At 64.8% G+C, this 26,151-nt stretch carries 23 protein-coding genes and 8 tRNA genes; 16 read left to right on the forward strand and 15 right to left on the reverse strand.

Annotated features, from left to right (window positions below):
- The first annotated feature begins 87 nt into the window (after positions 1 to 87).
- The 9 genes from gltX to ACEN9O_RS19280 all read left to right on the forward strand — a co-directional run bounded on the left by gltX (position 88) and on the right by ACEN9O_RS19280 (position 2,655).
- The gene (gltX, locus tag ACEN9O_RS19240) at positions 88 to 1,497 is read left to right on the forward strand and encodes a glutamate--tRNA ligase (protein WP_495613439.1); all 1,410 of its coding nucleotides are present in this window, start codon (positions 88 to 90) and stop codon (positions 1,495 to 1,497) included.
- Between the two features lie 84 nt (positions 1,498 to 1,581).
- Positions 1,582 to 1,657: transfer RNA gene (locus tag ACEN9O_RS19245), tRNA-Ala, on the forward strand.
- Positions 1,658 to 1,680: 23 nt separating this feature from the next.
- Positions 1,681 to 1,756: transfer RNA gene (locus tag ACEN9O_RS19250), tRNA-Glu, on the forward strand.
- Between the two features lie 121 nt (positions 1,757 to 1,877).
- A tRNA-Ala gene (locus ACEN9O_RS19255) sits at positions 1,878 to 1,953 on the forward strand.
- Positions 1,954 to 1,994: 41 nt separating this feature from the next.
- A tRNA-Glu gene (locus tag ACEN9O_RS19260) sits at positions 1,995 to 2,070 on the forward strand.
- Positions 2,071 to 2,128: 58 nt separating this feature from the next.
- Positions 2,129 to 2,204 (forward strand) — tRNA-Ala (locus tag ACEN9O_RS19265).
- A gap of 22 nt (positions 2,205 to 2,226) precedes the next feature.
- A tRNA-Glu gene (locus tag ACEN9O_RS19270) sits at positions 2,227 to 2,302 on the forward strand.
- 162 nt (positions 2,303 to 2,464) lie between these two features.
- Positions 2,465 to 2,540, forward strand: a tRNA-Glu gene (locus ACEN9O_RS19275).
- A 39-nt stretch (positions 2,541 to 2,579) separates the two neighbouring features.
- Positions 2,580 to 2,655, forward strand: a tRNA-Glu gene (locus ACEN9O_RS19280).
- A gap of 55 nt (positions 2,656 to 2,710) precedes the next feature.
- Here ACEN9O_RS19280 and ACEN9O_RS19285 read toward each other — a convergent pair.
- The 3 genes from ACEN9O_RS19285 to ACEN9O_RS19295 form a co-directional block, all read right to left on the reverse strand.
- The gene (locus ACEN9O_RS19285) at positions 2,711 to 4,759 is read right to left on the reverse strand and encodes a S8 family serine peptidase (RefSeq protein WP_495613440.1); all 2,049 of its coding nucleotides are present in this window, start codon (positions 4,757 to 4,759) and stop codon (positions 2,711 to 2,713) included.
- Positions 4,760 to 4,770: 11 nt separating this feature from the next.
- Positions 4,771 to 5,064: a hypothetical protein gene (locus tag ACEN9O_RS19290; RefSeq protein WP_495613441.1), complete on the reverse strand. Its 294-nt coding sequence runs from the start codon at positions 5,062 to 5,064 to the stop codon at positions 4,771 to 4,773.
- Positions 5,065 to 5,158: 94 nt separating this feature from the next.
- On the reverse strand, positions 5,159 to 6,184 hold the full coding sequence (locus tag ACEN9O_RS19295) for a hypothetical protein (RefSeq protein WP_495613442.1): 1,026 nt from the start codon (positions 6,182 to 6,184) through the stop codon (positions 5,159 to 5,161).
- A 181-nt stretch (positions 6,185 to 6,365) separates the two neighbouring features.
- On the opposite strand from ACEN9O_RS19295, the gene earP reads away from it, so the two are divergent.
- The 4 genes from earP (at position 6,366) to ACEN9O_RS19315 (ending at position 11,306) form a co-directional block, all read left to right on the forward strand.
- Entirely contained in the window at positions 6,366 to 7,520 is a 1,155-nt protein-coding gene (gene earP, locus ACEN9O_RS19300) for an elongation factor P maturation arginine rhamnosyltransferase EarP (protein WP_495613443.1), read from the forward strand.
- A gap of 290 nt (positions 7,521 to 7,810) precedes the next feature.
- The gene (locus ACEN9O_RS19305) at positions 7,811 to 8,386 is read left to right on the forward strand and encodes an elongation factor P (protein ID WP_026334365.1); all 576 of its coding nucleotides are present in this window, start codon (positions 7,811 to 7,813) and stop codon (positions 8,384 to 8,386) included.
- Between the two features lie 183 nt (positions 8,387 to 8,569).
- Positions 8,570 to 10,177 (forward strand): amidase, encoded by a 1,608-nt coding sequence (locus ACEN9O_RS19310; protein ID WP_495613444.1) that lies wholly within the window; start codon positions 8,570 to 8,572, stop codon positions 10,175 to 10,177.
- A 112-nt stretch (positions 10,178 to 10,289) separates the two neighbouring features.
- Positions 10,290 to 11,306 (forward strand): alpha/beta fold hydrolase, encoded by a 1,017-nt coding sequence (locus ACEN9O_RS19315; RefSeq protein ID WP_495613445.1) that lies wholly within the window; start codon positions 10,290 to 10,292, stop codon positions 11,304 to 11,306.
- Here the strand turns inward: ACEN9O_RS19315 and ACEN9O_RS19320 are convergent.
- From ACEN9O_RS19320 to msrB, 8 genes are read right to left on the reverse strand one after another with little or no spacing between them, the layout of a single operon-like run.
- Positions 11,299 to 12,033, reverse strand: a complete 735-nt coding sequence (locus tag ACEN9O_RS19320) for an ABC transporter ATP-binding protein (RefSeq protein ID WP_495613446.1) — start codon at positions 12,031 to 12,033, stop codon at positions 11,299 to 11,301. The genes ACEN9O_RS19315 and ACEN9O_RS19320 overlap by 8 nt on opposite strands.
- Positions 12,023 to 12,781: an ABC transporter permease gene (locus tag ACEN9O_RS19325; RefSeq protein WP_495613447.1), complete on the reverse strand. Its 759-nt coding sequence runs from the start codon at positions 12,779 to 12,781 to the stop codon at positions 12,023 to 12,025. The genes ACEN9O_RS19320 and ACEN9O_RS19325 overlap by 11 nt, the downstream gene beginning before the upstream one ends.
- A gap of 9 nt (positions 12,782 to 12,790) precedes the next feature.
- Positions 12,791 to 13,249, reverse strand: a complete 459-nt coding sequence (locus ACEN9O_RS19330) for a cupredoxin domain-containing protein (protein ID WP_495613448.1) — start codon at positions 13,247 to 13,249, stop codon at positions 12,791 to 12,793.
- Complete coding sequence (locus tag ACEN9O_RS19335; RefSeq protein WP_495613449.1) at positions 13,246 to 13,830, reverse strand: SCO family protein; 585 nt, start codon at positions 13,828 to 13,830, stop codon at positions 13,246 to 13,248. The genes ACEN9O_RS19330 and ACEN9O_RS19335 overlap by 4 nt, the downstream gene beginning before the upstream one ends.
- A complete protein-coding gene (locus tag ACEN9O_RS19340; RefSeq protein ID WP_495613450.1) occupies positions 13,827 to 14,876 on the reverse strand; it encodes an ABC transporter substrate-binding protein in 1,050 nt (349 codons plus the stop codon). The genes ACEN9O_RS19335 and ACEN9O_RS19340 overlap by 4 nt, the downstream gene beginning before the upstream one ends.
- A 35-nt stretch (positions 14,877 to 14,911) precedes the next feature.
- The gene (gene msrA / locus ACEN9O_RS19345) at positions 14,912 to 15,625 is read right to left on the reverse strand and encodes a peptide-methionine (S)-S-oxide reductase MsrA (RefSeq protein WP_495613451.1); all 714 of its coding nucleotides are present in this window, start codon (positions 15,623 to 15,625) and stop codon (positions 14,912 to 14,914) included.
- 15 nt (positions 15,626 to 15,640) lie between these two features.
- Positions 15,641 to 17,506 carry a cytochrome c biogenesis protein DipZ gene (locus ACEN9O_RS19350; RefSeq protein WP_495613452.1) on the reverse strand — a complete coding sequence of 622 codons (1,866 nt, stop codon included), beginning with the start codon at positions 17,504 to 17,506 and terminating at the stop codon, positions 15,641 to 15,643.
- Positions 17,507 to 17,518: 12 nt separating this feature from the next.
- Positions 17,519 to 18,013 (reverse strand): peptide-methionine (R)-S-oxide reductase MsrB, encoded by a 495-nt coding sequence (msrB, locus tag ACEN9O_RS19355; protein ID WP_495613453.1) that lies wholly within the window; start codon positions 18,011 to 18,013, stop codon positions 17,519 to 17,521.
- Positions 18,014 to 18,164: 151 nt separating this feature from the next.
- Here msrB and ACEN9O_RS19360 point away from each other — a divergent pair, with 151 nt between their 5' ends.
- Positions 18,165 to 18,881 carry a response regulator transcription factor gene (locus ACEN9O_RS19360; protein ID WP_495613454.1) on the forward strand — a complete coding sequence of 239 codons (717 nt, stop codon included), beginning with the start codon at positions 18,165 to 18,167 and terminating at the stop codon, positions 18,879 to 18,881.
- Positions 18,878 to 20,371 carry a sensor histidine kinase gene (locus tag ACEN9O_RS19365; protein WP_495613455.1) on the forward strand — a complete coding sequence of 498 codons (1,494 nt, stop codon included), beginning with the start codon at positions 18,878 to 18,880 and terminating at the stop codon, positions 20,369 to 20,371. The genes ACEN9O_RS19360 and ACEN9O_RS19365 overlap by 4 nt, the downstream gene beginning before the upstream one ends.
- Here ACEN9O_RS19365 and ACEN9O_RS19370 read toward each other — a convergent pair.
- The gene (locus ACEN9O_RS19370; RefSeq protein WP_495613456.1) at positions 20,368 to 21,171 is read right to left on the reverse strand and encodes an AraC family transcriptional regulator; all 804 of its coding nucleotides are present in this window, start codon (positions 21,169 to 21,171) and stop codon (positions 20,368 to 20,370) included. The genes ACEN9O_RS19365 and ACEN9O_RS19370 overlap by 4 nt on opposite strands.
- A 62-nt stretch (positions 21,172 to 21,233) precedes the next feature.
- Between ACEN9O_RS19370 and ACEN9O_RS19375 the strand changes: the two genes are divergently transcribed.
- Complete coding sequence (locus tag ACEN9O_RS19375; RefSeq protein ID WP_495613457.1) at positions 21,234 to 22,436, forward strand: MFS transporter; 1,203 nt, start codon at positions 21,234 to 21,236, stop codon at positions 22,434 to 22,436.
- 97 nt (positions 22,437 to 22,533) lie between these two features.
- Here the strand turns inward: ACEN9O_RS19375 and dbpA are convergent, their stop codons facing one another.
- From dbpA to ACEN9O_RS19390, 3 genes are all read right to left on the reverse strand, one after another.
- Positions 22,534 to 23,952: an ATP-dependent RNA helicase DbpA gene (gene dbpA / locus ACEN9O_RS19380; protein WP_495613458.1), complete on the reverse strand. Its 1,419-nt coding sequence runs from the start codon at positions 23,950 to 23,952 to the stop codon at positions 22,534 to 22,536.
- 72 nt (positions 23,953 to 24,024) lie between these two features.
- Positions 24,025 to 24,249: a hypothetical protein gene (locus ACEN9O_RS19385; RefSeq protein ID WP_495613459.1), complete on the reverse strand. Its 225-nt coding sequence runs from the start codon at positions 24,247 to 24,249 to the stop codon at positions 24,025 to 24,027.
- 125 nt (positions 24,250 to 24,374) lie between these two features.
- Positions 24,375 to 26,039, reverse strand: coding sequence for an acid phosphatase (locus ACEN9O_RS19390; protein ID WP_495613460.1), 1,665 nt, complete (start codon positions 26,037 to 26,039; stop codon positions 24,375 to 24,377).
- Positions 26,040 to 26,151: the final 112 nt, after the last annotated feature.

Genomic DNA, 26,151 nt, shown 5'->3' on the forward strand with positions numbered 1-26,151 from the left:
ACCACCGTGCCGGCGTCGGAGCGCTATCGCCGCACCTTCGCCGACGCGGTAAAATAGCTTCTTTTATACATAAGCACTCCTACTTCGATGACTATTGCACCAGCCAAGCCAGTCCGCACCCGTTTCGCACCGAGCCCGACCGGCTACCTCCACCTGGGCGGCGCCCGCACGGCGCTGTACTCCTGGGCCTACGCCCGTCACTTCGGCGGCACCTTCGTGCTGCGTATCGAGGACACCGACCTGGAGCGCTCGACCCCGGCGGCGGTGCAGGCCATCATCGAAGGCATGGAGTGGCTGGGCCTGAGCCACGACGAAGGCCCGTTCTACCAGATGCAGCGCATGGACCGCTACCGCGAAGTGGTGGCGCAGATGCTGGAGGCGGGCACCGCCTACCATTGCTACTCGTCGCCGGAAGAAGTCGAGGCGATGCGCGAACGCATGCGTGAAGCCGGCGAGAAGCCGCGCTACGACGGTACGTGGCGTCCTGAGCCGGGCAAGACCCTGCCGGCCGTTCCTGCCGACCGCAAGCCGGTGGTGCGCTTCAAGAATCCGCTGGACGGCGAGGTGACCTGGGACGATTTCGTCAAGGGCACCATCACCATCGGCAACAAGGAGCTGGATGACCTGGTCATCGCCCGCCCGGACGGCACGCCGACCTATAACTTCTGCGTGGCTGTCGACGACTGGGACATGCAGATCAGCCACGTGCTGCGCGGCGACGACCACGTCAACAACACGCCACGCCAGATCAACATCCTGCGCGCGATCGGCGCGCCGCTGCCGCTGTACGGCCACCTGCCGATGATACTGGGCGCCGACGGCCAGAAGATGTCCAAGCGCAAGGACGCCGTCAACGTCATGGACTACCCGGCGCAAGGCTATCTGCCGGAAGCGATCCTGAACTACCTGGCGCGCCTGGGCTGGAGCCATGGCGATGATGAAGTGTTCTCGATGGAGCAGGTGTGCAGCTGGTTCGATGGCACCCACCTGTCCAACTCGGCCGCGCAGTTCAACATCGAAAAACTGAACTGGCTCAACAACCACTATATCAAGCAGGCCGACAACGAGCGCCTGGCCGCCCTGGCGCAGCCGCGCATGCTGGCCGCCGGCGCCGTGTTTGACGGCGCGCCTGCGCTGCCGGCCGTGCTGGCGCTGATGAAGGAGCGCGTCAACACCGTCAACGAACTGGCCGACGCCGCCATGCTGTTCTACCGCGCGCCGCAGCCGGACGCCGCGCTGATGGCCCAGCACCTGACCGATGCCATCAAGCCGGCGCTGGCGCAGTTTGCCGAGCGTTGCGCCACGGTGGAGTGGACCAAGGAAGCGCTGGCCGCGATGATCAAGGAAGTCCTGGCCGCCAACGGCCTGAAGATGCCGCAGATGGCCATGCCGCTGCGCCTGATCGTCACCGGCCAGCTGCAAACGCCGGCCATCGATGCGGTGTTGCAGATCTTCGGCCGCGAGGCGATTGTGGCGCGCCTGGCGAAATTTCTCTGATTCTCACTTGAATCCTGAGCAAAGTTGCAAAAGGGTATTTGCATAGCGCAGCTTCTTTGCTATACTCTTGTTTCTGCAGCAAACGGGGGTATAGCTCAGCTGGGAGAGCGCTTGCATGGCATGCAAGAGGTCAGCGGTTCGATCCCGCTTACCTCCACCACGTTGCAGAATTGGTTGTTCGCAGTCCCCATCGTCTAGAGGCCTAGGACATCACCCTTTCACGGTGAGTACGGGGGTTCGAATCCCCCTGGGGACGCCAAGTTGTAGATGTTGTAGTTGACGTTGTTTGTACTGATTGTTTGATGTTTGGCGTTACGCTGGATAGATACAAGTAGTGAAAACAAAAGTCGCGCAAGCGGCTTTTATTATTTCTGCGCCCGGGGGGTATAGCTCAGCTGGGAGAGCGCTTGCATGGCATGCAAGAGGTCAGCGGTTCGATCCCGCTTACCTCCACCACTGCGCGGAGATGATAATGTTTGTGTTACCGTAGTTCCAAGGTCCCCATCGTCTAGAGGCCTAGGACATCACCCTTTCACGGTGAGTACGGGGGTTCGAATCCCCCTGGGGACGCCAGCTTTGCCAGGCTGATGAGTAGTAAAACGTAGTACGACAGAAGACTTTCTGCGCCCGGGGGGGTATAGCTCAGCTGGGAGAGCGCTTGCATGGCATGCAAGAGGTCAGCGGTTCGATCCCGCTTACCTCCACCATTAGCGCAGGAAGCACCGACATGTCCCCATCGTCTAGAGGCCTAGGACATCACCCTTTCACGGTGAGTACGGGGGTTCGAATCCCCCTGGGGACGCCAGCATCGCAGAAGCCGCCTTGAGCGGCTTTTTTGTTTTTGCGGCCTTTTGCGGCCTTCAACGGCTTGTTGCAAGCCCGACTATGTTTCGGGTTTTTCCTGTAAAAACAAGGGTTTGCTATTGCCAAGCGCGAATTTGACTGCTATGATTCGCGCCTTGGAAAAGTCCCCATCGTCTAGAGGCCTAGGACATCACCCTTTCACGGTGAGTACGGGGGTTCGAATCCCCCTGGGGACGCCAGGATTTTTCCAGCAAGGTCAGTAACTCGGACAGATTTCTGTCCCCATCGTCTAGAGGCCTAGGACATCACCCTTTCACGGTGAGTACGGGGGTTCGAATCCCCCTGGGGACGCCAGTCAAGCAGCAAACATGCAAAAAGCCGCCTCGTGCGGCTTTTTGCATTTCCGGCGCTACCACATGATCGGGTTGTACGGATGCGGGATCGGGAAGCGTCCCACGTGCAGCTGCGGCCATTGCGTGCTGTAGGCGGCCATCTGCGCCGCCCGCGTCACGTCCAGCCCCAGCGGATCGTAGACCGCGCCGCCGCCCATCAGGCCGCTCATCGCGCCGCCCATGCCGCCGCCGATCGCGTTGCCCAGCTGCGATGACGCCATCATCGGCGTCATCACGCCGGCCTGCTGCGGCGCCACCTGCGCCGGCTGTTGGCCGGCCTGGGCCTGCAAGCCCACCGCCACCAGCACGTCCGGCAGGCCGAAGCCGGTGCGGCTCTGGTCCGCCAGGCTGACCCGGTGCGCGCTGGCGCGGATGATCTGGAACAGCCGCTCGACCCGCTCGGCTCCGCGCGCCTTGTACTGCGGCGACTGGAAGTCCGGGTGGTGCGCCAGGGTCAGCGCCGCCAGGCCGGTCACGTGCGGGGTCGCCATCGACGTGCCGTCCCAGGCCGCGAAATTATTCGGCGGCACACAGGAGGTGATCGCCACGCCCGGCGCGCACACCGCCACCTGCGGACCGAAGCAGCTGAACTTGGCCGTGAAATAGCCATAGGCGTCGACGTTCTGGTCCAGCGTCTGCGCGTGATAGCTGTCGGCCGGGAATTCGTCGAGCTTGCCCACCGCCGCCACCGCCAGCACATTGGGCGACGAGGCCGGATACTGCACCGCGCTGCCCGAATTGCCGGCCGCGACGATGCAGGCGATGCCGGCCCGCTTGGCGCGCACGATCTGCTGCTCCAGCGCTTCCGACACCTCGGCCCCGCCCAGGCTCAGGTTGACCACGTCGATCTGCTTGTCGATGCAGTATTCCAGCGCGTCGATCAGCTGGCTGATCTGCCCGCCGGGGAACAGCTTGCAGGCATGGACCTCGGCGTCCGGCGCGAAGCCGCGGATGCCGGAGGCGATGTCGGCCGCCGCGATCACGCCGGCGCAGTGCGAGCCGTGGCCCAGCGTGTCCTGGTCCCAGCCGTCGGGATTGGTCTTCTTGTTCAGCACGTCGAAGCCGGCCTTGATGCCTGTGAGGTTGGCATGCGTGGTGGCCGCGCCCGAATCGATGATGGCGATCTTGACCCCCTGGCCGCGGTAGTTGCCGGGCAGCTGATCCAGCCGCATCGCCTTCTGGCCCCAGCCGTAGGCGCGCTGGCGCGGGAAGCCGGCCAGCGACGGCCAGTCCGACAGCGCGCGCAGCGTCACCACGTTGGCCTCGTCGGTGCTGATGTCGGGGTCGCGCTGGTAGAAGCTCCAGTAATCGGACTTGGGCTTGACGTACAGGCCGCGCACCGAGTCCGGCGTCTCGCCGAACAGCGACAGCGTGACCTGGCCGTTGGCATCGGTCACGCCGCTGGCCGGCAGCATGCTGCCGAACAGCGAGACCTCCGCGTCAGGCTGCGGCGCGCCGTCCTTGCCGATCACGCTGACGACGGCGTTGAGCACCGGCCCGCCGCCGGCTGACATCACGCCGGTCACCATCGCCGGCTGGCGCAGTGCCGGGTCCATCAGGTTCAGGTGCTGGTCATGCTCCACCAGCAGCCGGCCCTGGCCTTGCTGATGCAGCACGGCGGCTTTTTGTTCCGTCATGCGCGCCACCAGCACGCCCTGCGAACCGCCCATGCCGTCGGCCAGCGCGCCCAGCACGGATTTGGGGCCGACCGTGTCGACCACTTCGATGTCATTGCTGCTGCGCAGCGCCTGCTCCAGCGCCGAGAATTGCAACGGTTGGAAACTCATGGCCTGCAAGCCGTCCGGCTGGCGGGGCGCGATCACATACTGCTTCTTGCGCGCCGTAACCGTGCGGCCGCCACCGTCGGCGGCGCGTTTGCCGGGATCGCCGCCGACATCGGTCGTCGTGTCCGTGGCAGTGGAGGCCGGGCCGGCGCTGCTGGAGCTGCTGGCGCTGGAAGAGCGCGCCGAGCGGCCCGGGGAATCTGTCGAGCCGGCGGTTTCGTTACCGCCGGAGAGCGTGGGATCCGGCGGCGACGAGGCGCCGTCGTTGGAGGGTTTGGGCATGGACTTTCCTTTCAAATCGGATCGGCCTGCTCGCGGTCGAAAAGCGACAGCGGCTGGTCCGGTTCTATCGTCAATTGGTGGGAGGGTGTGCCGGTGCTGCGGAAATGCTGCTCCAGCACGCGGGCCTTGTCGGGACTGATTTCAACGACCGCCGTATGCGGCTGGTCGTGCGGGCCGATGACGTCGACCACGTTGATCTCTGGATCGACGTCTGCCAGCGTCAGGAAATCAGCCAGCGGCGCGCCATCGGTGGCATGGACCAGATACCTGGCCTTCCTGGCCTGCGCGCCTTGCGCTTCTAACATAAGGGTCTCCTTGAAAAGTGCAGCGCCCTCCGCGGCCGCCGCCGTCGGAGGGCAGGGGACGGCGACGCCGTCCGGTCAGCGCATCGGCGCGCGGTTAATGCAGGGTTTGGCCTCCTCCGTACAGCGCGGTGTTGCCGGCGTTGGCCAGTTGCGCCTGCTGCGTCAGCTGGGCCAGCTGCGCCTGTTGCTGCGCATACGCCGCCGTCAGCGGATCCGCGCCGAACGGCAGCATGCCGCCCAGCTGGCCCGCGATGCCGCCGATGGTGTTGCCCAGGCCGGAGTTGCCGAAGGCGCCACCGATAGCGCCGCCCAGCGGCTGCGCCACGCTCTTGATGATGTTGCCGAACCAGCCCTGCGGCGCCAGGCCCTGCAGCTGTTGTAGTTGTTGTAGCTGCGCCGCCTGCTGTGCGTAGGCCTGCGTCACCGGATCGGCCGCGAACGGCAGCATGCCGCCCAGCTGGCCGGCGATGCCGCCGATGGTGTTGCCGATACCCGAGTGGCCGAAGGCGCCGCCTATCATGCCGCCCAGCGGCTGCGCCACGCTCTTGATGATGTTGCCGAACCAGCCTTGCGGCGCCAGGCTTTGTGCTTGCAGCTGCTGGAGTTGTTGGGCTTGTTGTAGTTGTTGTAGTTGTTGAAGCTGCGCCGCTTGCTGGGCATAGGCCTGCTGCACCGGATCGGCCGCGAACGGCAGCATGCCGCCCAGCTGGCCGGCGATGCCGCCGATGGTGTTGCCCAGGCCGGAGTTACCGAAAGCGCCGCCGATGGCGCCGCCCAGTGGTTGTGCCACGCTCTTGATGATGTTACCGAACCAGCCTTGTGGGGCCAGCTGTGCGAGCTGGGCCTGTTGCAGTTGCTGCAGTTGCTGTTGTTGCGCCTGTTGTGCATACGCGGCGGTCACCGGGTCGACGCCCAGTGGCAGGAAGGAGCCGCCGATGCCGCCGGCCGCCTGGCCGATCTGGCTGCCGAGATGAGCGTTGCCGAACAGCCCGCCAATGCCGCGGCCGATCAGGCCGCCCAGCGGTGCGCCCAGCAAACTGCCCAGGAAACCCTGCGGCGCGAGGCCGCCCAGTTGTTGCGGTGCTAGTTGTTGTGCATAGTATTGTTGATACTCGTTCATGACATCTCCTTTTTTTGGGTTGCTATTCCCAGCGCTACCCGCGTGCGGCGTGTAGCGTGCAGCGCGTGGACCTGCGCTGGAAGGGATTGGACTGGGGTAGCCAGTGGAAGTTTTGGTATTCTTGGTGGCCGCCATGCGTTAATCAGGTATCATCCAGCCTCACTTTTTTTCCGACCCCGCCATGAAGAAATTCCGCCGCCTCGATCTGTTCTGCCGTGTCGTCGACAACTACGGCGACATCGGCATCTGCTGGCGCCTGGCGCGCCAGCTGCGGCGCGAGCACGACATCGGCGTCACGCTGTGGGTCGACGACCTGGCCAGCTTCCGCCGCATCTGCCCGCAGGTCGACACCGCCGCCGGCAGCCAGCAGCTGGAGGGCGTGCAGGTGCGTCACTGGCGCGACCAGGACGGCGTCTACACGCCGGCCGACGTGGCCGACATCGTGATCGAATTCTTCGCCGTCGACATCCCGCCCAGCTACATCGAAGCGATGGCGCAGTGCGAGCCGCGGCCGGTGTGGTTCAACCTGGAAGGCTTGACGGCCGAGGAGTGGGTCGAGGGTTGTCATCGCCTGACGTCGCCGCATCCGCGCCTGCCGCTGACCAAGCATTTCTTCTTCCCCGGCTTCACCGACAAAACCGGCGGCCTGCTGCACGAAGCGGAGCTCGATGAGCAGCGCCGCCAGTTCCAGTCCTCGCCGGCGGCAATGGCGCAGTTCCTCGCGCGCTTCGGCGTCACGACGGGCGAGATGGCGGCCACCAAGGTCTCGCTGTTCTGCTACCCGCACGCGCCGGTCTCGGCCCTGCTGGATGTCTGGCGCCAGGGCGAGCAGGCCGTCACCTGCCTGGTGCCGGAAGGCGTGGCGGCCGAGTCGGTGCAAGCCTTCCTCGGCGCCGAGGCCAAGGCCGGCGCCAGCGCCACCGACGGCGCGCTGACATTGCGCGTGCTGCCCTTCGTGCCGCAGCCGGACTACGACAAGCTGCTGTGGGCCTGCGACCTGAACTTCGTGCGCGGCGAGGATTCCTTCGTGCGCGCGCAATGGGCCGACCAGCCCTTCATCTGGCACATCTACCCGCAGGACGAAAACCTGCATCACAAGAAGCTGCGCGCCTTCCTGCAGCGCTACGCGGTCGGGCTCGACGCGCTGGCCGAGTTTTCGCTGCGCTGGAACGGCGCGCCGACAGCGGGCGAGGGCAGCGGCTGGCCGTCGCTGTGGCAGGCCTTCGCGCAGGAGATGCCGGCCATGAAGACGCGCGCCGGCGAGTGGCAGGCGCAGATGCTGGCCAACGGCGATCTGGCCGCCAATCTGATGGCGTTTGCCGCCACGCTGAGATAGGCGGCGCGGGAAAAACAAGGTATAATGCCGGGTTAATCTCTAGTGAACTGTAACAGTCAAAACGATAGCGCCTGCCGCCAGCCCGCTGCGCATGGCGGCGTTGCAAATGCTCGCGATAGCTCACTATCGCTGCGCTTTGCGCCTTGCCCTGCGCCGCAGGCTGGCGTCCTTCGCTATCGTTTGACTGTTACAGTCCACTAGCACATTTTTACCCGATCAACCGTGAGCTTTGGGCATTCAGCCTGGCGACAGATGATTTTTACGCAACCTACTTTTTACGTATACTCTCTATGAAACCTGCAAAAGAAATTCGTGTTGGCAACATCATCATGGTTGACAGCAAGCCTATGATCGTTCTGCGCTCCGACGTCAACGGTTCGAGCCGCACGGGCTTCACGTACAAATGGAAGATGAAGAATCTTCTGACCAACACCCCAATGGAAAACGTGTTCCGCGGCGACGACAAGTTCGACGTGGTGGTTCTGGACAAGAAGCCAGTGACCTACTCGTACTTCGCCGATCCACTGTACGTCTTCATGGACGCCGACTACGAACAGTACGAAATCGAAGAAGAAAACCTGGGCGAAGCGCTGAACTACCTGAAAGACGGTATGGAATGCGAAGCCGTGTTCTACGACGGCAAAGCGATCTCGGTTGAACTGCCAACCACCATCGCACGTCAGGTCGTGTACTCGGAGCCTGCGGTCAAGGGCAACACTTCGGGCAACGTCCTGAAAGAAGCCAAGATCGAAAACGCCATCGAAGCCCACCGCCACACCGTGCAAGTGCCACTGTTCGTGAGCCAGGACGACGTCATCGAAATCGACACCCGTACCAACGAATACAAGCGTATCGTTCGTAACTAATCGGTTCTCCTTGCTAAAAAAGCACGCCCGCGTTATGCCGGCGTGCTTTTTTTGTTTGGTCTTAGTAATTATTTGCTGATTTGTAATAATTTTTGTGGTGTGGCTTGTAACACGCTGATATATTTATGTCACGCAATAAATAGTGCGCAATGGTGATCGGGACAAACCACTCACGAGGATGGCATGGATCGCAGGGATTTCGTTCGTATCGGCGTAGCGGCGGGTGCTGTTGCGGGCGGCAACCGGGTGCTCGCGGCGCCGGCCGGTGCGGCGTCCAAGCTCGGTCCCGGTGGCATCCTCGATGCCGGCGTCTGGGAGCAGCAGCAGATGATGGAGGCCGGCAAGCTGACCTCGCACTCGCTGACCTCGCAATACCTGGCGCGCATCAAGACCATCGACAAAGCCGGCCCCCGCCTCAACGCCATCATTGAAATCAATCCCGAAGCGCTGAAGATCGCGCTGGACATGGACCGCGAGCGCAACCTCAAGCGCGTGCGCGGTCCGCTGCACGGCATCCCCGTCCTCCTCAAAGACAACATCGCCACCGGCGACCGCATGAGCACCACCGCCGGCTCGCTGGCGCTGAACGGCATCCGCGCCGCGCGCGACGCCCACGTTGCGGCGCAGCTGCGCGCGGCCGGCGCCGTCATCATCGGCAAGACCAACCTCAGCGAATGGGCCAATATGCGCTCGACGCACTCGGTCAGCGGCTGGAGCGGGCGCGGCGGACTGACTTTGAATCCTTATTCGCTGGACCGCAATTGCAGCGGCTCCAGCTCCGGCTCGGGCGCGGCGATTGCCGCCGGCCTGGCCACGCTGGCGGTCGGCACCGAGACCGACGGCTCGATCGTCTCGCCGGCCTCGATCTGCGGCCTGGTCGGCATCAAGCCGACGCTGGGGCTGGTCAGCCGCAGCGGCATCATCCCGATCGCCCACTCGCAGGACACGGCCGGCCCGATGGCGCGCAGCGTCGCCGACGCCGCCCTGATGCTGGCCGCGATGACCGGCGTCGACGCCAGGGATCCGGTCACGCAGGAAGGCGCCGGCAAGGCCGGCGACTACCGCGCCGCGCTGGAGAAGGGCGGCTTGAAGGGCAAGCGCATCGGCGTGGCCCGCAACTTCTTCGGCAGTAACGACGATCTGGACGCGGTGATCGAAAAAGCGCTGCTGGACCTGAAGGCGCAAGGCGCGATCCTGGTCGACACCGAAGTGCCCAACGTCAGCAAATACGGCGACAGCGAGACCGAAGTGCTGCTGTATGAATTCAAGGCCGACCTGGCGGCTTACTTGAAGGAGTACGCGCCGCACGCACCGGTCTCCAACATGGCCGACGTCATCGCCTTCAACCAGAAAAACCACCAGCAAGAGCTGCCGTACTTCGGCCAGGAATACCTGGAGCGCGCGCAAGCGAAGGGCGATCTCGATACCCCGGCTTACCGCGACGCGCTGGCCAACAACCAGCGCTACGCGCGCGCCGAAGGCATCGACCAGGTCATGCGCGAGCACCAGCTCGACGCGCTGGTGGCGCCGACCGGCGGCCCGGCATGGCTGACCGACTTCATCAACGGCGACCACTTCGGCGGCAGCTTCTCATCGCCGGCGGCGGTGGCCGGCTATCCGCACATCACGGTGCCGGCGGGGTATGTGCACGGCCTGCCGGTCGGCTTGTCCTTTGTCGGCGCGGCCTACAGCGAAGCCATGCTGATCCGCATGGCCTACTCCTACGAGCAAGCGACGCTGCACCGCCGCGCGCCGCAGTTCCCCGCCAGCGTCTCCCTCGCCGTCCGCTAAATAAAATTGGGGTCAAGTCTGTCATTCGGACACGAGCACAACTGTAGTAAAGTTGATAAGCTTGAGCTCGTGTCCGAATGTCAGACTTGACCCTAATTTAAGGATGATCTGAATGAGTAAACCTGTGTTTTGTTTTGCGCTGCTGGCGCTGGCCGCCAGTGCGGTTGCCCCGGTGTTGGCGGCTTCCGCCGTGAAGAGCGATGGCGGCCGCGCCTTCGCCAAGCCGCAGCAGTTGATCGATGTTGGTGGCCGCAAGATGAATCTGCATTGCAGCGGAGAGGGCGATACCACCGTGCTGTTCGACTCGCCGTCCGGCGACGCCGGCTGGGCGTGGTTCAAGGTGCAGCCGGAAGTGGCGAGGCATACGCGCGCCTGCGTGTTCGACCGCGCCGGCTTCGGCTTCAGCGAGCCCGCCACGCACCCGAATACGTCCGAGAACGTGGCCGAGGATCTGCACAAGCTGCTGGTAGGCGCCGGCGTCAAGCCGCCCTACATCCTGGTCGGTAATTCGCTGGGCGGCGCTAACGTGCAGGTCTACACCTATCGTTACCCGGATGAGGTCAAGGGCCTGGTGCTGGTCGAGGCGCAGCATGAGGATGAAACCAGCCGCCTCGATAAAGTCACCGAGGGGAAGATCAAGCAGATATACAGCATGGTCGAGCAGCAGAATCAGTACTGCCTGGCCGCTGCCAGCAAAGGCAAGGGCATCGCGGCGGGCAGCCAGCAGCAGAAGAGCTGCATCGGCGATCCGCCGGCCTTCTTCGGCCCCGCGCTTGGCTCGGTGGTGCTGGCGCAGGAGCGCAAGCCGGCCTACTGGCGCACGACGGTGGCGGAGTGGAACGCGATGAAGGACAGCGACGAACAGCTGCGCGCCTTGCGCCGCCCGCTCGGCGACCTGCCGCTGGTGGTGTTGACGCGCGGCGTGAGCCCTTACGCGGTGCCGAACCAGCCGCAAAGCGCGCTGAATAAGGCGATGGAGGACGAGAACGTCGCGATCCAGAAGCAGATGGCCGCGCTGTCCACGCGCGGCACGCAGCGCATCGTGGCCGGCGCCGGCCACGGGATTCAGGCCGACAAGCCTGAAGCCGTGACCGAGGCTGTGCTGGAAGTGCTCAAGCAGGTCAAATAGTCACGCCCAGTTCGCGCAGGATCTGTTCCTTCATCTCCTGCAGTTCGGGGCGGGACAGCTTGCGCGGATGCGGATGCGGCACGTCGAACGTCGCCTGTATGCGCGTCGGACGCGGCGACAGCACCAGGATGCGGTCGGCCATGAACAGGGCTTCTTCCACGTCGTGCGTGATCAGGATGACGGTGTGGCGCTCCTCCGAAAGGATGCGCAGCAGTTCGGTGCGCATCTTCAGGTTCATCAACGCGTCCAGCGCGGAGAAGGGCTCGTCCATGTACAGGATCTCCGGCTTGACGACGAAGGCCCGCGCCAGCTCCACCCGTTTCAGCATGCCGCCCGACAGTTCGTGCGGATAGCTGTTCTCGAAGCCCTTCAAGCCCACCATCTCCGCATAGTGATCGGCCAGCGCCGACTTGTCGCCATGGCCGTTGCCGGTCAGGCCGAACATCAGGTTCTGCTGCACCGTCAGCCACGGGAACACCGAGCCATGCTGCGAGATCGCGATGCCCTTGGGGCTGGGGCCGCGCCGCACCGCGCCATCGATGCGCACCTCGCCCTCGCTGGGCTGCTCGAAGCCGGCGATGATCTTCATCAGCGTCGATTTGCCGCAGCCGGATGGCCCGACAATGGCGACGAATTCGCCGTCCTTCACATCGAGCGAGACGCCGCCGACCACCGGCAGCTCCTTGAAGTTTTTCTTGATATCGTTGACGACGATTTTAGCGTCCATAGCGCCACCTTACCGATTTGAGGCCTTCGAGTTTGCGCATCACGGCGTCCAGTATCAGGCCGATGATGCCGATGATGATCATGCCGGCGATGACCAGGTCATAGCGGTTGCCGGCGTTGCGCGAGTCCATGATCAGGTAGCCCAGGCCGGAGCGCAGCGCGATCATCTCGGCCGCCACCACTACCAGCCACGCCACGCCCAGCGCGATGCGCATGCCGACGATAATCTCCGGCAGTACCGCCGGTATGATCACCTGCCGGAACAGCGTGGTCTTCGAGACGCCGAAGTTCTCCGCCGCGCGCAGGTAGCGCCGCTCGATGGTGTGCACGCCGGACGCGGTCTGCACGATCATCGGGAACACGGCGGCGATAAAGATCAGGAACACCGGCGACAGGTTGCCCACGCCGAACCACAGGATCGCCAGCGGTATCCACGCGATCGGCGAGATCGGCCGCAGGATCTGGAAGATGGGATTGAGCGTGATGTAGGCGCCGTCCACGCGGCCCATCCACAGGCCCATGGGGATGGCCACCAGCGCGGCCAGCCCGAAGCCGGTGCCGACGCGGAACAGCGAGGCGCCGATGTGCTCCCACAGCGTGCCGTCTTCGGCCAGTTCCAGCGTGCCCGTCACCACTTGCAGCGGCGTCGGGAAGATCACGCTTTCGGTCTGCACCACGACGATCCACCACACGGCGATCAGCGCGGCCAGCACCGCCAGCGGCGGCAGGATTTTCTTGAGTTTTTCCATAACGTCCAATCAGGTAGAAAACAGATGCGGCGCACGTGCCCAGGCACGCGCGGCGCGCCACTTCAATCGTTGCCAGCCGGCCGACGGCATGGCGTCGACCACCACCCGCATTTGCCCGCTGGCGTGCGCGGTGCAGGCGAAGTCGTTGACCGAGACGGTTTCAAACGGCAGCCGGAAGCTCTGGCCCGGCATGATCAGCACCGGCCCGAAAATCTGCGGCACGTTGTCCTTGTTGCGCAGCAGGAGCACGTCGTTCGCGCCCTGCGTCAGATGGATTTCGGCAGGCAGGATCTCCACCTTGTCGCCGGCCATGCGGCGCGCCCAGGTGCCGTTGGGGATTTCAAAAAGCTCGTCGCGCGAGGGCAGGGAGACCGGCGCCAGCGCGGCCCACGCACACAGCGCTACAAGGCCGGTTGCGGCAAGACCCAGCGCGATGGCGGCCGGTTTATGTAGACGCCGCGTACTCAATTCTTCAACAGCAGCGTGGCGTCGTGCACCACGTCGGCGGCGGTGCGCCCGAACGGCAGCAGCGCGCGCAGGCTACCCTTGCGATCGACGAAGTACAGGTACGAGGAATGGCCGACGGTGTAATCGGTCTTGCTACCGTCGATCATTTTCTTGGTGGCGGTGATGCCGTAGTCCTGGCGCACGCGCGCCATTTGCTGCGGCGTGCCGGTGGCGCCGATGAAGGTCGGATCGAAAGCTCGCAGGTAGTTGCGCATGCGCTCGGGTGTGTCGCGTTCCGGATCGACGGTGACGTAGATGACCTGCAATTGGCTGGCCTGCGCGCCCAGCTGCCGGCGCGCCTCGGCCAGCATCCCCAGCGACACCGGGCACACGTCCACGCACGAGGTGTAGCCGAATTCCAGCAGCACCAGCTTGCCGCGGTACTGGCTCAGTTTCAGCTCCTTGCCGTCCGAGCCGCGCACCGTGAAGTCGGGCGCCATGCGCGGCGGATCGAACACGCCGGCTTTCAATCCGAGCGTGTCGGCGGCCTGGGCGCCGAACGCGATCGTCATCGCCAGTAGCGCAACTCTCAGCTTGCTCATATGTTGATGGCGACCGGCTTGATGGCCTTGACGAAGCTTTCGTCCACATAGGATTCGTAGGCGATGGGATGCTTGATGGTGCCGGCCTCGATCGACAGCTGCATCAATTCGTCGAACTCGGCCCGTATCATGCGCAGGTCGCCGTAGGTCACGCGGTCGGCCGGGTTCTGCATCACGAAGCGCAGGATGTTCGGGTCCTGGTTGAAGTACTTGCGGCCGGCGGCGATGGTGATCGCCTTCTCGCGGCTGACCGGCGTGGAATCGAGCCAGCTGCCGGCGGCCTGCACGTAGTTGACCAGCTCCTGCACCAATGGCCGGTTTTCCTTGATCAGTTCTTCGCGCACCGTCAGCACGCAGCAGATGTAGTTGCGCCATTCGTCGCGCGTCATCGCCAGCGGACGGGCGTAGCCGGCGCGCTGCGCGGCGGCGCCGAACGGCTCGCCGGTGCAGTAGCCGTCCACCGCCTTGGCGTACAGCGCGGCCGGCATGTCCGGCGGCGCCATCTCGACGATCTCGATATCCTTGGGCGTCATCTTCTCGCGCGCCAGCATTTTGCGCAGGAACAGGAAGTCCACCGCGAAGCGGCTTGGTATGGCGATGCGCTTGCCGCGCAGGTCGGAGAATTTTTTATAGGTCGAATCGGTGCGCACCATGATGACGGCGCCCGAACGGTGGCCCAGCGAGACGATCTTGACGGGGATGCGCTTGTCGGCCAGGTCCATCACCAGCGGCGCCAGCATGTAGGCTGCCTGGATGCGGCCCGTCATCAGCGATTCCTTGACTTCGGGCCAGCCGTTGTATTTGCTGTACTCGAAACCGCGCGGCAGGGCGCCCGGCTTGCCCGCGCTGGCGGCCTTCGCCATGCAGGCCACCGGCAGCGTCAGATTGCAGGTGACTGGCAGGCCGCCGACCTGGATGGGGGCATCGGCCGCGCTGGCGTTGGACGGTAAAATCAGCGGCAGCGCCGGTGCGGCGGCGGACAACAGCCCTCCCAACAGGCGGCGGCGCAGCGGTGAATCGGGGGAGGGGTCGTCTCTGGTATCCATGGCGCTTGGCCGCGTAGTATTTTGCTGTAATTGTACTACAACCCCTTGCGGACCAGAACCGGGTCGGCGCGATATACGTCCGGCGCGATACGCTTCAGGTTTTCGACCTTCGGCAGGTCGTTGAACGCGATGTATGGGTGGCTGGGGTGCAGCGTCAGGAAGTTCTGGTGATAGGCCTCGGCCGGGTAGAAGGCCTTGTCCATTTCAATCCTGGTCGCCAGCGGTTTTTTGAACACGCGCGATGCATCCAGCTGGGCGATGTATTTTTCCGCCACGCTGCGCTGCACCGGCGTTTGCGGGAAGATCGCGGAGCGGTATTGCGTGCCGCTGTCCGGGCCCTGGCGATTGAGCTCCGTCGGATTGTGCGCCACCGAGAAGAAGATCTGCAGCAGCTTGCCGTAGCTGACCTGCGCCGGATCGTAGGTGATCTTCACGCTCTCCGCATGGCCGGTGTCGCCGCCGCTGACGGCGTCGTAGTTGGCGCTGCGGCTGTCGCCGCCGGCGTAGCCGGAGACGGCGTTGCTGACGCCCTTCACGTGCTGGAACACGCCCTGCACGCCCCAGAAGCAGCCGCCGGCAAAGACGGCGGTGGCGGCATGTTCGGTGCCGGCCGGTTCATCGACTGTCGGCGGCGCGATCACCACCGCGACTTCCGCCGATTCCGCCGGCTGCTGCCACAACGCCACGCCGAAGATGGCCGCGCCTACCAAGGCCGCAGGGCCGCCCCAGTTTTTCAGGATTCTGTTCATGATGTGCTCTCCGTTTCAACCAAAGGTAAAGGCGTAGGCTTGTACGCCGGGATCGAGGAATTCAATGCTGAAGGTGCGGTCGGCAACGCTGCCGGATTGCCGCACCAGCTGATACAAGCGCTGGCCTGTGATGGTGCCGCTGCCGTCGGCGGCGACATCGGTGCCGTGGTTGGCGCCAGGCGCGGCGCCGTCTATCGTCACGCGGAAGCGCACCGGTTTGCCGTCCTTACCGGGTCCGAGCACCAGGTGCAGGTCGCGCGCATGGAAGCGGTAGACGATGCGGCCCGTGCCCTGGCTGAGCGTGACCTGGTCAGGCTGCGACAGCCAGTTCCCGGCCAGGCCCCATTGATTCAACGCCGGCTGCGATGGGGCGGTGTAGCTGCGCGGCTTGTCCGCGGCCTGGCCTTCCGGCGAGGCGAAGTTCTGTGCGCGTTCGTAGCCCAGGTAGGTTTCCGGCGAAGCCACCTGGCCCATGTCGGCGGCCTGCTGTACGCCCTTGGCGTCTTCCGCGCTGACGACTGTGTTGGCGACGTCCTTGCGGCCCGCTTCCTCCAGCAGTTGCTGGATCACCTGCTCGGACTGGGCGTATTCGCCTTCGCCGAAATGGTGATGGCGGATCTGGCCTTTGGCGTCGATAAAGTAGTGCGCCGGCCAGTACTGGTTGCCGAAAGCGCGCCAGATGGCGTAGTCGTTATCGACGGCGACAGGGTAGGTGATGCCAAGGTCCTTGATCGCCTTGCGGACGTTGCCGACATCGCGCTCGAAGGCGAATTCGGGAGCGTGTACGCCGATCACCACCAGGCCCTGGTCGCGGTATTTTTCCGCCCAGGCTTTCACGTAAGGCATGGTGCGCAGGCAGTTGATGCATGAGTAGGTCCAGAAGTCGACCAGCACCACTTTGCCTTTCAGCTGGGCCGCGGTCAGTGGCGCGGAGTTCAGCCAGTCGACGGCGCCGGTCAGCGGCGGCAGCTTGCCTTCCACCGGGAGCGCCTCGTCAGCCGGCGCAGCAGCGTGCATGGCCGTCATGCCAGGGCCCTTGCCGGTCATGGCGGTGCGCGACATCGTGGCGCCGGAAGCTGCCGCCGCATCGCCGCCACGCATCGCGCCGCCGGCCATCATTGCGCCACCTTGCGGATCGCGCGGCGACAGCTTATCGATCAGCTTCTGCTCCAGCCCTGCCGTCGCCACGGTCGACACTCGCGTCAACAGCCCGGTATCGAGGCCGCTGGCGATGGCAGCTACGCCGCCCAGCATCGCCACGCCGAGGCCGCGCCGTATCCACTCGCCCGCGCCCAATGAACGCTTCATCGCGTTGAAGACCTTACCGCCGATGAGCAGCGCCAGAGCCAGCGAAGTCGCAGCACCCGCCGCATAGGCCAACAGCAGCAACGTCGTCCCGGTACTGGCGCCGTTCAGCGCCGCGCCGGTCAGCACCAATCCAAGCACCGGACCGGCGCAGGGCGCCCACAGTAAGCCGGTCGCGATCCCCAGCAGGAAGGACGCGCGCGCTCCAGACCAGGCCCCATCGCCAGCCGTCGCATCCGACGCCTGCGCCTTGCTGGACAGCTCGTCCCCCAGCGCCACCAGCGGCTTGGTCAGGCGATCCGCCAGGTGCGGCAGCATCAGGGTCAGGCCGAAGAAGGCCATCAGCGCCATCGCCAGCCAGCGTCCATACTGGTTGGCCTGCACCACCCAACCGCCGCCGACGGCCGCCAGCGTCGCCACCAGCGCAAAGGTCAGCGCCATCCCGGCCAGCATCGGCAGGCCGCTGCGTACAAATGGCTGCCCGGTGCGGGCAAACACAAACGGCAGCACCGGCAAAATACACGGGCTGAGTATCGTCAGCGCGCCGCCCAGATAAGCAAGAAGTATCAGTAACATGATCAACCTCCGTTAAGCCGCGCCAGGCGTGAAAGTCAACGCCAGACCGTCGATGCAATAACGCAGGCCGGTCGGTTCCGGGCCATCGTCGAACACGTCGCCCAGGTGCCCGCCGCAGCGGCGGCACTGCACCTCCGCGCCACGGAACCCCAGCGACGTCGTGCGGCTGGTGTAGACGCCGCGCTCCAGCGGCTTCCAGAAGCTGGGCCAGCCGGTGCCGCTATCGAACTTGGTGGCGGACGAGAACAAGGGATTCTGGCAGCCGGCGCAGAAGAATTTGCCGGCGCGGTGCTCCTTGTAGAGCGGGCTGCTGAACGGCCGCTCGGTACCGCCGTGCCGCAAAATCTCATACTGCGCGGGCGAGAGCAGGGCGTGCCATTCGGCGTCTGTGTGGGCCACTTCCCAGGCCGGAGCCGGGGCGGCCTGGGCGGCGCGCCATTTTAAAGCTGCGGCGCCTGCCATCAGGGCGGCACCGCTAGTCAGGAGAAATTTGCGTCTGGAAGTCATATGAACTCCATAAAGTGGAATGTCGATGCAGCCATTGTGGCCGGGAAGGGCTGGCGAAATCCTCACGTAAACTTCAATTAAATGTGATACTTTTCAGCGCAGGAATCCCGCACAATGGCGGCATCCAGACTTTTACCCGGCCCGACTGACTATGGATTTACCAAAACGCGTCCTGATCGTTGAGGATGATATGCCCATCGCCGACCTGCTGCGCCTGCATTTGCAGGACGAGGGCTATCAGGTCACCCACTGCGCCGACGGCAACCAGGGCCTGGCCCAGCTGCGCACCGGCGGCTGGGATGCGCTGATCCTCGACCTGATGCTGCCCGGCGTGGACGGCTTGGAGATCTGCCGCCAGGCGCGCGCGATGGCGACCTACACGCCCATCATCATCACCAGCGCACGCTCCAGCGAAGTGCACCGCATCCTCGGCCTGGAGCTGGGCGCGGACGATTACCTGGTCAAGCCGTTCTCGGTGCTGGAGCTGGTGGCCCGCGTCAAGGCGCTGCTGCGCCGCGCCGACGCCATGGCCCGCAACCAGCGCAACGAGTCCGGCGCGCTGGAGCTGAACGGCGTGCGTCTCGATCCGCTGACCCGGCAAGCGCAGGTCGAAGGCCGCCCGCTGGACCTGACGCCGCGCGAATTCGACCTGCTGTACTTCTTCGTCAAGCATCCTGAAAAAGTGTTCTCCCGGCTGGACCTGCTCAACCAGGTGTGGGGCTACCAGCATGACGGCTACGAGCACACGGTCAACACCCACATCAACCGACTGCGCGCCAAGATCGAAGCCGATCCGGCCGACCCGACCCGCATCCTGACCGTATGGGGCAAGGGCTACCGCTTCGCCAACGGCGGGCCTGCGGCATGAACCTGAGTTTATCGCAGCGCCTGTCGCTGGTGTTCTCGGTGCTGCTGCTGGCTTGCTGCGGCGCGTCCGCATGGTTGCAGATCCGTGCCAACATCATGCATGAGAAGGAAGTGGTGCAGGGCCTGTCGCGCGGACTGGCGCGCAGCATCGCGCTCGATGCGCAGCTGATGCATGCGAACAGCGATGCCGCGCCAGCGCCCGGCGCGCCGGCCAGTGTGGGCCTCGGCCCCGAAACGGTGCGCCGTCTGTTCGGCCAGCTGATGGTGGTCAATCCCAACGTCGAGGTCTACCTGCTGGACATGGACGGCCGCATCGTCGGCCACGCCGCGCCGGAGGGCCACCTGAAGCGCGACCGTGTGAACCTTGAACCGATCCGCCGCCTGCTGGACAACCAGCCCTTGCCGATCCAGGGCGACGACCCGCGCAGCGACAGCGGCCGCAAGGTGTTCAGCGCGGCCGTGCTGCGTATGGACGAGCGCAAGGTCGGCTACATCTACGTCATCCTGCAAAGCGAGGAGCACGACCGCCTCGCCGCCCGCGCCACAGCCAGTTCAGTGCTGCGCACGACCTTGTGGTCGATGGCGATCGTCGCCTTGCTAGGCCTGCTGGCAGGCCTGGTGGCGTTCCGCCTGATCACGCGGCCATTGCATCGCCTGGCCGCCAATATGCGCCAGCTCGACACCAAGGCCGAGCAGCTGGTGCTGCCGCCGCCCAGCGCCGGCGGCCGGCGCGACGAGATCGCGATCCTGGAGCGCACCTACGGCGAAATGGCGGAGCGCATCAACGAGCAGTGGCAGACCATGCGCCAGCTGGATCACGAGCGCCGCGAAGTGGTGGCGAACATCTCGCACGACCTGCGCACGCCGCTAGGCTCGCTGCACGGTTATCTGGAGACCTTGTCGTTGAAGGACGAAACGCTGGACGCGGCGGGCCGTCAGCACTATCTCGGCATCGCGCTGGCGCAGAGCCGCAAGGTGGGCCGTCTGGCGCAGGCCTTGTTCGAGCTGGCGCGCCTGGAGCATGGCGCGGTGGCGCCGGAGATTGAAGCCTTCTCGATCAGCGATTTGATACAGGACGTGTTCCAGAAATTCGAACTGCGCGCCGAGGAGAAGCAACTGCACCTGAATGCCGTGCTGCCGCGTCCGGCGCCGATGGCGCGCGCGGACCTGGGCATGATCGAACGTGTGCTGACCAATTTGTTCGACAATGCGATCCGGCATACGCCGGCCGGCGGTACAGTGGAAATCACGGTGGAGCCGGGTGGGCAAGGTCTGGTTCGCATCACCGTCAGCGATACCGGGCCGGGCATCCCGGCGGATATGGAGGAGGTGCTGTTCCGCCGCCCGTTCGCGCTGCGCGGGGAGCACAGGGAAGGGGGGCTGGGCCTGCTGATCGTCAGCCGCATCCTGCAGCTGCACGGCGGCAGCATCGAATTGGTCCGCGTGCCGCAGCGTGGCGCCGTGTTCCGCTTCGCGTTGGCGACGGCCTAAGCCGGCTGCAACGGCGCGCGCCAGCCGTTCAGGTAATGCTGCGGCGTCTTGCCGAGGATGCGGCGGAACATCGCGCTGAACGCGCTCGGACTGGCATAGCCCAGCGCCGACGCGATCTCGCCCACGCTGTCGCCGCGCGCCAGCCGGCCGAACGCCTCGGCCAGATGCACCTGCTGTACCCATTGGCGGTAATGCAGTCCGGTCTCTTTCGGGAACAGGCGTATCAAGGTGCGTGCGCTGGCGCCGGCTTCGGCGGCCCAGTCTTCGATGGTGCGCGGGCTGCCCGGATCGTCCACGATGGCCTCGCACACCGCCAGCAGGCGCCGGTCGCGCGGCCAGGGGATCGCGATCGGCACCGTCTCCGCCGCCGCCAGTTCGGACAGGATCAGCATCGCCAGGTGCTCGCCTCGGCCGGGCAGCGGATATTCGATCGGCTCATCCAGCAGCGACAGTATCAGCTCGCGCAGCAGCGGGCTGACTTCGATCACGCGGCAGCTGTCGCCGAAAGCCTCCGCCGTCCTGGCGTCGATGTAGATAGTCCGCATCGTCACACGGCTCAGTGAGGTCCATTGATGCACCACGCCGGGCGGGATGAACAGCGCGCGGCGTGGCGGCAGTATCCACACGCCGAAGGAGGCCTTCACCTTCATCAGCCCTTCGGTGGCATACAGCAGTTGCGCGCGTTCGTGGCTGTGTGGCGGCGCCGACGCGCCGTGCACCGCGTCGCGCGCCATCGCCGTGATGACGCGCGGCACGCGTTGGTAATCCCGATGATCGCTGCTGCGGTGAAGGGCTTTCATTTGTCACTTAATCGACGAAAAATGGAATAGGGTGGTTTTTCAGCCATATTACACTAGCCTGCATGACTACTTCCACACTTGCTCCCGCCAGTCGCCCCCATGGCGACACCGTTATCTCCATCCTCGGCGCTGTCGCACTGGTCCACCTGCTGAACGACCTGACGCAAGCGATGCTGCCGTCGATCTACCCGATGCTGAAGGCGCAGTTCGGCCTGACGTTCGCGCAGGTCGGCCTGATCACGCTGACCTTCCAGTGCACCGCTTCGCTGCTGCAGCCCTGGATAGGCCTGTACACCGATCGCCGCCCGATGCCTTACCTGCTGCCGCTGGGGATGGTCGCCACCCTGATCGGCGTCTTGATGATGGCCGTCGCCGGCAGCTTTCCGGCCTTGCTGGTGGCGGCCGCGCTGATCGGCGTCGGCTCCTCGACCTTCCACCCGGAGGCTTCGCGCGTGGCGCGCATCGCCTCGGGTGGGCGGTTCGGTTTTGCGCAATCGCTGTTCCAGGTCGGCGGCAATGTCGGCTCGGCGCTCGGACCTTTGCTGGCTGCGGCCGTCGTTATCGGCCGTGGGCAGGGCAATATCGCCTGGTTCGCGCTGCTGGTGGCCGCGGCGATCATGGTGCTGGTGCGCGTAGGCCGCTGGCACAGCGCCCACCTGGCCGGCTTGCCGCGCAAGGCCGACTCGCATGCCGTATCGCCTTTACCTAAAGGGCGCGTGTATGGCGCGCTGGTGGTGCTGGCGCTGCTGGTCTTCTCCAAATACATCTACATGTCCAGCTTGAGCAGCTACTACACCTTCTACCTGATCGATAAATTCGGCCTGTCGGTGTCGTCGGCGCAGCTGTATCTGTTCCTGTTCCTGGCGGCGGTGGCTGCGGGGACCTTCATGGGTGGGCCTATCGGCGATCGCATCGGCCGCAAGCGCGTGATCTGGATTTCGATTCTCGGCGCCGCGCCGTTCACGCTGATGCTGCCTTACGTCGGCCTGCTCTGGACGGCCGTGTTGTCGGTGGTGATCGGCTTCGTGATCTCGTCGGCGTTTTCGGCGATCGTGGTGTTCGCGCAGGAGCTCATGCCGGGCAAGGTCGGCATGATCGCTGGGATCTTCTTTGGATTGATGTTCGGCGTGAGCGGCATCGGCGCCGCAGCCATGGGGCATATCGCCGACGTGGCCGGCATCGCCTATGTGTACAAACTGTGTTCGTTCCTGCCGCTGCTGGGCATCCTGACGGTGCTGCTGCCGCATATCGAGCAGCCTCGTTGAGGCTACCCCACGCACTTGACCGATACGCCAGCCGCGCCGCATAGGGGGCGGACCCCGTACGGGGTCCGACCCCGCCTGGCGGTGCGGGGTCAAAACATCAGGATTCGATGAAGCGCATCTTGAAGTTGCGGCCTTTGATGGCGCCGAAGTCGCCGCCCAGCGGGTTGTTCTTGCTGAGGCGCTCGAAGGCATCGTAGGCCACGCGGCGATCAATCGCCACATAGGTCTGGAACTCGAACACGTTGATCTTGCCGACTTGTTCTTTCGAGAGACCGGCATCGCCGGTCAGTGCGCCCAGCAGGTCGCCCGGACGCAGCTTGTCCTTTTTACCGCCGGAGATCACCAGCGTCATCATCGGCGCCGGATCGACGCCGTAGTCGTTTTCGTCCAGCGAATTCAGGTCGAACCATTCGACCGGCGCCTTCTGGTATTCCTCGATCAGCTTGACCCACTTCTTCTCGTTCGGTGCGCACAGCGACAAGGCCAGGCCCTGTTCGGCACCACGGCCGGTGCGGCCGATGCGGTGGATATGCACCTCGGTGTCCTTCGACACGTCGACGTTGATCACCGCTTCCAGGTTGGGGATATCCAGGCCGCGCGCGGCGACGTCGGTGGCCACCAGTACCGAGCAGCTGCGGTTGGAGAACAGCACCAGGATCTCGTCGCGCTCCTTCTGTTCCAGTTCGCCGTACAGCGCCATGGCGGAAAAGCCTTTCGCCTGCAGCTCTTCCACCAGCTCGCGGCACTGCACCTTGGTGTTGCAGAAGGCGATGGCCGATACCGGCTTGTAGTGGCCCAGCAGGCGCGCCACGGCGGCGTTGCGCTCGTCGAAGCCGATCTCGAAGAACAGCTGTTCGATCTGGCTGTTGTCGTGCTGCGCTTCGACCGTCACTTCGACCGGATCGGCCAGGAAGGAATCGGTGGCGCGGCGGATGTCGTCCGGGTAGGTGGCCGAGAACAGCAAGGTCTGGCGGCGCTTGGGGCAGGCGCTGACGATGCCGGCGATTTCGTCGTAGAAGCCCATGTCGGTCATGCGGTCCGCTTCGTCCAGCACCAGCGTTTCCACCTTCGACAGGTCCAGCGTGCCGCGGCCCAGGTGGTCGCGCACGCGGCCCGGCGTGCCGACCACGATGTGGGCGCCATGCTCCAGCGAGGCGATCTGCGGACGCATCGGCGAGCCGCCGGTCAGCACCAGCACCTTGACGTTGCCGGTGGCGCGCGCCAGGCGGCGCAGTTCATTGGCCACCTGGTCGGCCAGTTCGCGGGTCGGGCACAGCACCAGCGCCTGCACGGCGAACCAGGCGGGATTGAGCTTGGCCAGGATGCCGATGCCGAAGGCGGCGGTCTTGCCGCTGCCGGTCTTGGCCTGGGCGATCAGGTCGCGGCCGGCTAGCACCGACGGCAGGCTTTGCGCCTGGATCGTGGTCATTTCCTTGTAGCCGAGCGAGTCGAGATTGTCCAGCAGGGCGGTGGTCAGCGGCAGGCTGGAAAACGCGGTGGAGTCGGTGGATGTCATGGTGTCAGACCTGTTCAAAAAGGACGTGGTCACAGTCTAACAGGCTCGCTGACGCTGTGATATTGGTTGGTATTAGTTTGGCGCCCACACCGGCAAGCCGGTCAGGTCCAGATTCTCGTCGCGCACCCAGACCGGCAGGCCGGTGGTGTCGGTCGGTTCGAGCAGTTCGAGCTGCACTTGCTTGAGCGTGGGACGCTTGCCGCGCGGCGCCGGTGGGCGCTTCGCTTCCGGTTCGAGCGGCGCGGCCGGGCTGAAGCCGGGCAGGTCGAACGTGGCGTTATCTTTTTTATCTCTCATTCTTAAATCTCGTGCCCACGGCGCCGGTGAAAATGCGCCGCTCAAAACAAAAGCCCGGCTGCAGCAGTCGGGCTCAGTAAGTAAGTCGCGGATTGTAACACAGAGGTGCTACCGCCCGCACTAACTCATCGGAAGCTCAGCGTGGCCGTCAGGTCGCCCGGCGGCAGCGCGTTGCGTGCGGCGAAGGCTTCGTTGCGCACCTTGATGCCCTCCAGCTGCGGCAGGCCGTGCAGGCGGGTGATGAAGCGCAGGATCGAGGTGGTGTCGTAGAAGCTGTGATCGACCTGGCCTTTTTTCGCGTACGGCGAGACCACGATCGCCGGGACGCGCGAACCCGGACCCCAGCGGTCGCCCTTCGGCGGCGCCACGTGATCCCACCAGCCGCCGTTTTCGTCGAAGGTGATCACGATGACCATGTCCTTCCACTGCGGGGACTTCTTCAGGTGCTCGATCACGTTGGCGATGTGGGCGTCGCCCGACTCGACGTCCGAGTAGCCGGCGTGCAGGTTCAGGTTCCCCTGCGGCTTGTAGAAGGTCACGGCGGGCAGCTTGCCGGCGATGGCGTCGGCGAGGAATTTGTTCGAGATCGGGCTGTCGCCAAGGCCACCGTCACGCAGGTGTTCCGCGCGTGCGGCGGTGCCGGGCGCGAACTGCTTGAAGTAGTTGAAAGGCTGGTGGTGGTACTGGAAGTTGGGCTTCTCGCCGCCGCCGCGCGCGTTGAGCGCCGCCTGCCACGCGCCGCCGTACCACGCCCAGCTGACCTTTTTGGCCGACAGCAGGTCGCCGATGGTGTCGTAGGATTGTGGCGGCAGGGTGCCGGCATCCTTGGGGTCGGCCAGCAGCGGATCGCCGTCGAAGGCCGGGCGGATGTAGCTCGGCTGATAGGGCGGGGCCATGGTGTTGACCGCGTAGCCGTCCGGCGTGATGGCGCCGTTGTTGGTGTAGATCGGCTGGCCGTCCATCGCCGAGGCGGGGCTGTCCTTGGTGACGGACAGGCGCATGCCGGTCGGGCCGTCGTCCAGCACCGCGATCTTCTTGTTCGCGGCGGTGTCCTTGGCGTTGAAGTATTCAGGCGTGCGGCCGGCGATCAGGAACTGGTGGTTCAGGTAGGAGCCGCCGAAGGCCGCCATGAAGAAGTTATCGCACAGCGTGTACTGCTCGGCGATCTTCCACAGGCCGAGGTTTTTGCTGGTCTCGCCGTAGTAGCCCATGACCATGCCACCGGTGTTGCCCCAAGCCGCGAAGCCATCGTTCTTGCCGCCGTTGATCTGCATCTGGTTCTGGTAGAACAGGTGCCACAGGTCGCGCGTGATCACGGCTTCGGGCAGCGGCTTGCCTTCGGTGTCGACCAGTTTGAACGGGCCGTTTGGCAGGCCCTTGATGTCGTCTTCCTTCAGCACGTATTTTTTGCCGCCGATGTCCTGGGTGTTGGGCACCATGCCGCCCCAGACTTTCGGCAGCGCCGGCAGCACGGAGCCGTCGCGGTCGCGCTGCTGGCAGGCGGCCGCGGTGACGGCCGATAACGGCGCGGCGGTACCGGGGAAGTTGGCGAACAGGTTGTTGAAGCTGCGGTTTTCCAGGTAGATCACGACCACGGTCTTGATGTGGGCTTGCAGCTTGGCGTCCAGCGAGCCGGCGACGGCGGCCGGCTTGGCGGTGGCGGCCTCGCTCAGGGCGGGTAGGGATGCCGCGATGCCGGTGGCGGCGGCGGCCTGGAAGATGCGGCGGCGTGATGGGCTGGCGGGAGCATCCTGCTCCTGCTGGGCTGAAACCTGAATTTGATCCTTCACGCGCGTCTCCCTCGATAACCAAAAGAAGCGATTGTGACAGTTTTATGACGGCTTGGGTATGGGGGCGGCCGCTACCATGCTTCGTTTCCGGCGGCAGGGCCATCCAGCGGCA

The organism is Duganella sp. Dugasp78 (genome assembly GCF_059491455.1).

Excerpts from the sequence above, each read along its gene's own strand:
- msrA (WP_495613451.1), bottom strand. The coding sequence starts at position 15,625 with ATGAACAGAATCCTGAAAAACTGGGGCGGCCCTGCGGCCTTGGTAGGC.
- ACEN9O_RS19365 (WP_495613455.1), top strand. The coding sequence starts at position 18,878 with ATGAACCTGAGTTTATCGCAGCGCCTGTCGCTGGTGTTCTCGGTGCTG.
- ACEN9O_RS19315 (WP_495613445.1), top strand. The coding sequence starts at position 10,290 with ATGAGTAAACCTGTGTTTTGTTTTGCGCTGCTGGCGCTGGCCGCCAGT.
- dbpA (WP_495613458.1), bottom strand. The coding sequence starts at position 23,952 with ATGACATCCACCGACTCCACCGCGTTTTCCAGCCTGCCGCTGACCACC.
- msrB (WP_495613453.1), bottom strand. The coding sequence starts at position 18,013 with ATGACTTCCAGACGCAAATTTCTCCTGACTAGCGGTGCCGCCCTGATG.
- ACEN9O_RS19295 (WP_495613442.1), bottom strand. The coding sequence starts at position 6,184 with ATGAACGAGTATCAACAATACTATGCACAACAACTAGCACCGCAACAA.
- ACEN9O_RS19305 (WP_026334365.1), top strand. The coding sequence starts at position 7,811 with ATGAAACCTGCAAAAGAAATTCGTGTTGGCAACATCATCATGGTTGAC.
- ACEN9O_RS19310 (WP_495613444.1), top strand. The coding sequence starts at position 8,570 with ATGGATCGCAGGGATTTCGTTCGTATCGGCGTAGCGGCGGGTGCTGTT.
- ACEN9O_RS19340 (WP_495613450.1), bottom strand. The coding sequence starts at position 14,876 with ATGGATACCAGAGACGACCCCTCCCCCGATTCACCGCTGCGCCGCCGC.
- ACEN9O_RS19335 (WP_495613449.1), bottom strand. The coding sequence starts at position 13,830 with ATGAGCAAGCTGAGAGTTGCGCTACTGGCGATGACGATCGCGTTCGGC.
- gltX (WP_495613439.1), top strand. The coding sequence starts at position 88 with ATGACTATTGCACCAGCCAAGCCAGTCCGCACCCGTTTCGCACCGAGC.
- ACEN9O_RS19385 (WP_495613459.1), bottom strand. The coding sequence starts at position 24,249 with ATGAGAGATAAAAAAGATAACGCCACGTTCGACCTGCCCGGCTTCAGC.
- ACEN9O_RS19320 (WP_495613446.1), bottom strand. The coding sequence starts at position 12,033 with ATGGACGCTAAAATCGTCGTCAACGATATCAAGAAAAACTTCAAGGAG.
- ACEN9O_RS19325 (WP_495613447.1), bottom strand. The coding sequence starts at position 12,781 with ATGGAAAAACTCAAGAAAATCCTGCCGCCGCTGGCGGTGCTGGCCGCG.
- ACEN9O_RS19285 (WP_495613440.1), bottom strand. The coding sequence starts at position 4,759 with ATGCCCAAACCCTCCAACGACGGCGCCTCGTCGCCGCCGGATCCCACG.
- ACEN9O_RS19350 (WP_495613452.1), bottom strand. The coding sequence starts at position 17,506 with ATGTTACTGATACTTCTTGCTTATCTGGGCGGCGCGCTGACGATACTC.
- ACEN9O_RS19360 (WP_495613454.1), top strand. The coding sequence starts at position 18,165 with ATGGATTTACCAAAACGCGTCCTGATCGTTGAGGATGATATGCCCATC.
- ACEN9O_RS19370 (WP_495613456.1), bottom strand. The coding sequence starts at position 21,171 with ATGAAAGCCCTTCACCGCAGCAGCGATCATCGGGATTACCAACGCGTG.
- earP (WP_495613443.1), top strand. The coding sequence starts at position 6,366 with ATGAAGAAATTCCGCCGCCTCGATCTGTTCTGCCGTGTCGTCGACAAC.
- ACEN9O_RS19375 (WP_495613457.1), top strand. The coding sequence starts at position 21,234 with ATGACTACTTCCACACTTGCTCCCGCCAGTCGCCCCCATGGCGACACC.
- ACEN9O_RS19290 (WP_495613441.1), bottom strand. The coding sequence starts at position 5,064 with ATGTTAGAAGCGCAAGGCGCGCAGGCCAGGAAGGCCAGGTATCTGGTC.